We start from the raw sequence: 6,856 nt of genomic DNA, 5'->3' as shown, positions 1-6,856 counted from the left end.
CCCGACGGGTCCGGCCTGGCGGGCCGTGCCGGAGCGGCCGCCCCGGGCGCCACCACCCCGGCGGCCCGCCGCCGGGTCCGCGCTGCTCGTCCATGTCCGTCACGCTAGACGCCGGACGCCCGGTGCGACGTCGGCCCGGCGTGGTGATCACATGTACTCCCGGCGGAGTACGTCCGTCCGCCCGGCCCCTACGACGGCTCGGCGGCGGGCCCGCCCGGCGCGGCCTCGGGACCCTGCTGCGGGTACACCAGACCCACGGAGTGGGCGAGCTGCCCCACCGCGTGGCGGAAGAACGTGTCACGGTCCTCCACCACCCGGTTGAACTGCCCGAACAGCTCGAACCCGATCAGCCCGAACATCTGGGCCCAGGCGGCCACCATCGTCGCCACCACCTCGGGCGGCAGGTCGGGGGCGAGATCGGCGGCCATGCGCACGGCCTCGGGCCTCAGCTCGGCCGGCAGCGGGGGCTTGGCGAGGCCGAGGCCCTGGTGCGCCTCGCGGAGGATGCCGATGACGACGAGGACGGAGCGGGCGGCGGCCGGCACGGTCGTCTCGGGCGCGGTGTAGCCGGGCACCGGCGTGCCGTAGATCAGCGCGTACTCGTGCGGGTGCCCGAGCGCCCAGCCGCGCACGCCCTCGCACACGGCGGTCCAGCGGCGCACCGGTCCGACGTCGGCAGCCGCGTCCCGGGCCGCTTCGGCCGCCGCGCCGAGGGAGTCGTAGGCGTCGATGATGAGCGCGGTCAGCAGGTCGTCGCGGCTGGGGAAGTAGCGGTAGAGCGCGGAGGAGGCCATGCCGAGCTCGCGGGCGACGGCCCGCAGCGAGAGCTTGACGGCACCCTCCTTCGCGAGCTGGCTGCGGGCCTCTTCCTTGATGGCCGCGGTGACTTCGATCCTGGCCCGGGCGCGGGCGCCATGTGTGGTGCTGCTCATGCGGACCAGTGTTCCACGAATCCAGAGCGGTGCACACAAACGAGAGCGGTGAGCACAAGCGAGAGCAGCACACACAAAAAAGATCAGCGCACAAAAACGAGAGCAGTGCTCTTGCTTTGCCATGCCGACATCGTGCAGACTGAAAGCACACCGCGAGAGCAGTGCTCACAAAAGAGAGCAGCGCTCTCGCCACCACTCCGACCCGGGGGTCACCGATGCCGTCGTCCGCGCCGTACTACCTCAAGGGCAGCCCCATGGCCATCCGGCTCAACAGCGTCATCGGCTGGCTGGCCCGGCACGGCGTCAGCCTCGCCGGCTCCGCCGAGATGTCCGTCCGCGGCCGCAAGAGCGGACGGATGCAGCGCATCCCGGTCAACCCGCACACCCATGACGGCGGGCAGTACCTGGTCTCGGCACGCGGTCGCTCCCAGTGGGTGCGCAACATGCGCGCCGCCGGCGGCGGGGAGCTGCGCGTGGGACGCAAGGTCCGCGCCTTCACCGCCGTGGAGCTTCCCGACGAGGAGAAGCTCCCGATCCTGCGGTCCTACCTGGAGAAGTGGGGCTGGGAGGTGAACCAGTACTTCCAGGGGGTCACCGCCCGGTCCTCCGACGAGGAGATCGTCGCGGCCGCCCACGACCACCCGGTCTTCCGGATCACGGTCAGGAGCTGACCTCGTCGCCCGCGGGACGCCGGTCCAGCGCCATCAGCGCGCGGTGCGCCAACGGGTGGGTGCGGACCAACTCGCCGAGCGTCGTCGAGCCCTGCGTGATGTCCTTGAACGCATTCCAGGCCGGGCGGAAACCGGTGAGGACCGCGTGGAACACCCCGGGACGCCGCTCGAACGCGGCCAGCATCCGCTTGCCGACGCTCATCTCCACGCCGAGCCCCGCCTTGACGGCGAAGGCGTAGTTCAGCGCCTGCCGGCGCGTGTCCACCGCGTCGTGCGCCTCGGCGATCCGCACCGCCCACTCCCCCGCCAGCCGGCCCGAGCGCAGCGCGAAGGAGATGCCCTCGCGGGTCCACGGCTCCAGCAGCCCCGCCGCGTCCCCGCACACCAGCACCCGCCCGCGCGACAGCGGCGAGTCGTCGGCCCGGCAGCGGGTCAAGTGGCCGGAGGAGATGCTCGGTTCGAAGCCGGCGAGGCCGAGCCGCCCGATGAAGTCCTCCAGGTAACGCTTGGTCGCGGCGCCTTCGCCCCGCCGCGAGATCACACCGACGGTGAGCGTGTCGCCCTTGGGGAAGACCCAGCCGTAACTTCCGGGCATCGGGCCCCAGTCGATGAGCACCCGCCCCTTCCAGTCCTCGGCGACCGTCTCCGGCACCGGGATCTCCGCCTCCAGGCCCAGGTCGACCTGGTCCAGCTTGACGCCGACGTGGGCCCCTATGCGGCCCGCGCTGCCGTCCGCGCCGACCACGGCCCGCGCCAGCACCGTCTCGCCGCCCTGGAGGACGACGGCGACCGTGCGCCGGTCCGGTACGGCCGAGCCGTGCTGTTCCACCCGCTGCACGGCGACGCCGGTACGCAGCTCGGCGCCCGCCTTCTGCGCGTGCTCCACGAGTTGCTGGTCGAACTCGGGCCGGTTGATCAGCCCGAACAGCATCTGCCGGGAGCGGCGGGTGCGGCTGAAGCGGCCGTTGTGGGAGAACGTCACCGCGTGCACCCGGTCCTTGAACGGAAGCTCGAAGCCGGGAGGGAGCGAATCGCGGGAGGGGCCGATGATGCCGCCGCCGCACGTTTTGTAGCGCGGCAACTCCGCCTTCTCCAGCAACAGCACGCGCCGTCCCGCGACCGCCGCCGCGTAGGCGGCCGAGGCCCCCGCGGGTCCCGCGCCCACCACGACGACGTCCCACACCTGCTGTACGTCGTCCGCCGAAGAGTTCTCGCTGCTCACGATGGTCTACTGCTCCCGATCCAGCCGCCTGCCGCTGATGTCCTCCCGCATCCTACGGCGGCGATCACCTCGGGCCACTGTGGGAGGATCGGCGGCGTAAGTGCCCCGTACACGGGTCCTCACGCACACCGCACGATCATCTCGTACAAAGAAGTACGCAGAAGTTCCAACGTCGCACCCACAAGGAGCGTGCCCATGTCGTCGAATCCGGTCGCCGCGACCGTCGCCTCGCTGATGCCCAGGGCGAAGGAGGAGCTCACCGAACTGGTGGCCTTCAAGTCGGTGGCGGACTTCGGCCAGTTCCCGCGCGAGGAGAGCGAGGGTGCCGCGCGCTGGATCGCCGACGCGCTCACCACCGAGGGCTTCCAGGACGTGGCGCTGCTCGACACCCCGGACGGCACGCAGTCGGTGTACGGCTACCTGCCGGGCCCGGAGGGCGCCAGGACCGTGCTGCTGTACGCGCACTACGACGTGCAGCCGCCGCTGGACGAGGCCGGCTGGGCCACTCCGCCCTTCGAGCTGACCGAGCGCGACGGCCGCTGGTACGGGCGCGGGGCCGCCGACTGCAAGGGCGGCGTGATCATGCACCTGCTGGCGCTGCGCGCGCTGAAGGCGAACGGCGGCATACCGGTGCACGTCAAGGTGATCGTCGAGGGTTCGGAGGAGCAGGGCACCGGCGGTCTGGAGCGGTACGCCGAGGAGCACCCCGACCTGCTGACGGCCGACACGATCGTGATCGGCGACGCGGGCAACTTCCGCGCCGGTCTGCCGACGGTCACCTCCACCCTGCGCGGCATGACGCTCGTCCGGGTGCGGATCGACACCCTGGAGGGCAACCTGCACTCCGGCCAGTTCGGCGGGGCCGCGCCGGACGCGCTGGCCGCGCTCGTCCGCGTGCTGGACTCGCTGCGCGCCGAGGACGGCAGCACCACCGTCGACGGACTGGCCGGCGACAGGGCGTGGGACGGACTGCAGTACGACGACGAGCGGTTCCGCGAGGACGCCAAGGTGCTGGACGGTGTGGAGCTGATCGGTTCCGGTACGGTCGCCGACCGCATCTGGGCGCGCCCGGCGGTCACCGTGCTCGGCATCGACTGCCCGCCGGTGGTCGGCGCCACGCCGTCGGTGCAGGCGAGCGCCCGCGCGCTGATCAGCCTGCGGGTGCCGCCGGGCGTCGACGCGGCCGAGGCGACGAAGCTCCTCCGGGCGCACGTGGAGGCGCACACGCCGTGGGGCGCGCGGGTGAGCACCGAGCAGATCGGCCAGGGGCAGGCGTTCCGCGCGGACACCACCAGCCCGGCCTACCAGGCCATGGCCGACGCGATGGCGGTCGCGTACCCGGGCCGGGAGATGCAGTACGCGGGGCAGGGCGGCTCGATCCCCCTGTGCAACACCCTCGCCGCCCTCTACCCGAAGGCGGAGATCCTGCTCATCGGCCTGAGCGAGCCGGAGGCGCAGATCCACGCGGTGAACGAGAGCGTCTCCCCCGACGAACTCGAGCGGCTGTCGGTCACGGAGGCGCTGTTCCTGCGCAACTACGCGTCCGGCGCGAACTGACGACGAAGGGAGCGGTCCGCCGCTCTGCTGACGGCAGAGCCCCCGTCCATGGGCGGGGGCTTCGCCCTACGGTCGTCCCATGGACGTCGTAGAGCTCCACCCCCGCCTCCATCTCTTGCGCTTCTCCGTCGGCCAGGCGTACCTCTGGCGCGACGGCGGGGAAGGGCACGAGGAGGGGCTGACACTGATCGACGCGGGGCCGGCGGGTTCCGGGGCGGCGATCGCCGAGGCCGTGACCGCGCTCGGCCGGCACCCGCGGGACGTACGCCGCGTGGTGCTCACCCACTTCCACGAGGACCACGCCGGCGGGGCGGCCGAGGTGTCGGCGCTCACCGGTGCCGAGGTACTGGCCCATCGGCTGGACGCACCGCACGTACGCGGTGAAGTTCCGGGCCCAACCCCGGTGTTCGAGGAGTGGGAGCGGCCCCTGCACGAGCGGGCGGCGCGGCTCCTCCCTCCGGGAGACTTCGAACGCCCGGCCAGGGTCGTGGAGTTGTCGGACGGTGACGTTCTCGACGTGGGCGGCGGGGCGCACGTCGTGCACGTGCCGGGACACACGCTCGGCAGCGTCGCGCTGCACCTGCCCCGGTACGGCGTGCTGTTCACGGGCGACACGGTGGCCGCCTCGCCCGTGGACGGCACCGTGATGCCGGGTGTGTTCAACCTCGACGGTCGGCAGGTCCTCACCGCCTGTCGCCGGCTGGCCGCTCTCGACGCGGAGGCGGCCTGCTTCGGCCACGGCGAACCGGTGACCGAAGGCGCGGCCCGGGCACTGCGTGCGGCGGTGGACCGGGCGGACAGGGGCGCGGCGGAAGCCGGCGGAGCGGGCCGGGTCCCGGACTGACCGACGGCCTCAGCCGACCGGCACCCCGGCCTCCAGGTACATCGCCTTCCCGCGTTCCCGCGCCCGCAGGGCCCCGCGCAGCCGTTCGTAACGGACCGGGGGCAGCAGATCGGCGGCCTCGGCCTCGGAGGCGAAGCGCCAGCCGCGCAGTTCCGGGCCGGGCAGCAGGAGGCGTCCGGCGTCCGCGGAGTCGAGACGGCCGCCGTCGAAGAGCAGCCTCAGGCCGCCGAATCCGGGGGGCGCGGGCGGTTCCCAGTCGACGACGAGGAGCGCCGGTACGTCGTCGAGGCGGATCCCGGTCTCCTCGGCGACCTCGCGCATGCCCGCACGTGCGGGGGCCTCACCGCGTTCCACGACCCCGCCCGGGAACTCCCAGCCCGGCTTGTAGGTCGGGTCGACGAGCAGCACCCGGTCCTGCTCGTCGAAGAGCAGCACCCCGGCGGCGACCGTCTCGGCGGTGGGCTCGGGCGTCTGCACGATGTCGCAGGCCGGCGCCTCCCCGCTGCCGACCGCCTCGGCTATCCGCAGGGCGGTCTCGTAGGGACTGAGGGTTCCGCTGTCGACCGGGTAGGCGTCGGCGGTGAGCCAGGCGGCGAGGGCCGCCTTGTACGGCTCGATGTGGTCGTACGACCATTGCCGGGCGCGTATCTCTCCGTCGGGGAGGCCCGCCGGGATCTCGCGGGCGGCTATGCGTTCACGCAGGATCGTTTCCGCCGGGGCGAGGAGGACATGCCTCACCGGTATGCGCCGGGCGGCGAGCCCGCCGAAGATCTCGTCGCGGTACTCCTGGCGCAGCAGGGTCATGGGGACCACGAGGGTCCCGCCGAGCTCGGCGAGCATCGCGGCCGCCGTGTCGATCACGAGTCGTCGCCAGATCGGGAGGTCCTGGAAGTCGCCGACCTCGGCGAGGCGTTTGGGCGGGAGCAGCCGTTCCAGCGCTCCGCCGATGACCTCGGGGTCGAAGAGCGTGCTGTTCGGGATCAGCTCGATCAGTTCGTGCGCGGTGGTGGTCTTTCCCGCACCGAACGCGCCGTTGACCCAGACGATCACGTTTCCCCCTCTTCTGTTGGCCCCCTGTGGCTTGCCCGCTCCACCCTGCCACGGAAACCAGATCCGGGAGAGAACGCGCGAGAACGGCGTCGGCGGCCCCTGTGGTCCAGGGGCCGCCGGCGCCGTACGGCCGCGCCGTGTGGGGTCTCCTCAGGCCTTGGTGCCCCGGTCGACGTCCAGGTCCAGGGTGTTGTCCTCGGCGACGGTCCGGTCGAGGGTGCCGAGGGTGTCGTCGACGCCGAGCGGGGCGGCACCGTCGGCGACCGCGTGCGACGGGGTGACGGCCGCGACGACGAAACCGGCGGCGAGGGAGGCGATGGCCAGCATGCTGCGCTTCTTCATACTCGCCACAACGGCCGGAACGGCCTCGGGGTCACGCACGTGTCCCCGGTACCGCCCGGCGGCCGTCACGGCGTCGCGCACGACAGGCTGTGCCGCGAGGAGTACCGGCCGGCCGTGAGCGGCCGACGGCCGGACGTCACGACGCCCGTGCCCGGACCCGGCCCTCCTGGATACGGACCGGGGACCTCAGACCCCCGCCACCGCCGTGTCCGTCCTGCCCGCCAGTGCTGCCGCCGCC

The 6,856-nt window shown here is 72.7% G+C and carries 7 protein-coding genes; 3 read left to right on the top strand and 4 right to left on the bottom strand.

Going from position 1 to position 6,856, the window contains the following annotated elements; all coding sequences use genetic code 11:
- Window positions 1-188: 188 nt before the first annotated feature.
- Entirely contained in the window at window positions 189-932 is a 744-nt protein-coding gene (locus B7767_RS28785; RefSeq protein WP_085574721.1) for a TetR/AcrR family transcriptional regulator, read from the bottom strand.
- A 215-nt stretch (window positions 933-1,147) separates the two neighbouring features.
- Between B7767_RS28785 and B7767_RS28780 the strand changes: the two genes are divergently transcribed.
- Complete coding sequence (locus B7767_RS28780) at window positions 1,148-1,603, top strand: nitroreductase family deazaflavin-dependent oxidoreductase (RefSeq protein ID WP_085574720.1); 456 nt, start codon at window positions 1,148-1,150, stop codon at window positions 1,601-1,603.
- Here B7767_RS28780 and B7767_RS28775 read toward each other — a convergent pair.
- Window positions 1,593-2,825, bottom strand: coding sequence for a geranylgeranyl reductase family protein (locus tag B7767_RS28775; protein WP_085574719.1), 1,233 nt, complete (start codon window positions 2,823-2,825; stop codon window positions 1,593-1,595). The genes B7767_RS28780 and B7767_RS28775 overlap by 11 nt on opposite strands.
- A gap of 195 nt (window positions 2,826-3,020) precedes the next feature.
- On the opposite strand from B7767_RS28775, the gene B7767_RS28770 reads away from it, so the two are divergent.
- Complete coding sequence (locus B7767_RS28770; RefSeq protein WP_085574718.1) at window positions 3,021-4,382, top strand: dipeptidase; 1,362 nt, start codon at window positions 3,021-3,023, stop codon at window positions 4,380-4,382.
- A gap of 79 nt (window positions 4,383-4,461) precedes the next feature.
- The gene (locus tag B7767_RS28765) at window positions 4,462-5,226 is read left to right on the top strand and encodes an MBL fold metallo-hydrolase (protein WP_085574717.1); all 765 of its coding nucleotides are present in this window, start codon (window positions 4,462-4,464) and stop codon (window positions 5,224-5,226) included.
- Window positions 5,227-5,235: 9 nt separating this feature from the next.
- On the opposite strand, the gene B7767_RS28760 is transcribed toward B7767_RS28765, so the two are convergent.
- Entirely contained in the window at window positions 5,236-6,276 is a 1,041-nt protein-coding gene (locus B7767_RS28760) for an NUDIX hydrolase (RefSeq protein ID WP_085574716.1), read from the bottom strand.
- 150 nt (window positions 6,277-6,426) lie between these two features.
- Complete coding sequence (locus B7767_RS28755; protein ID WP_085574722.1) at window positions 6,427-6,618, bottom strand: hypothetical protein; 192 nt, start codon at window positions 6,616-6,618, stop codon at window positions 6,427-6,429.
- Between the last annotated feature and the right edge of the window lie 238 nt (window positions 6,619-6,856).

The sequence above is a fragment of the Streptomyces sp. 13-12-16 genome (assembly GCF_002114215.1).
Taxonomy (GTDB): domain Bacteria; phylum Actinomycetota; class Actinomycetes; order Streptomycetales; family Streptomycetaceae; genus Streptomyces.
The sequence above is the reverse complement of the archived record's forward strand: the minus strand, read 5'-3'. Positions and strand labels throughout refer to the sequence as shown.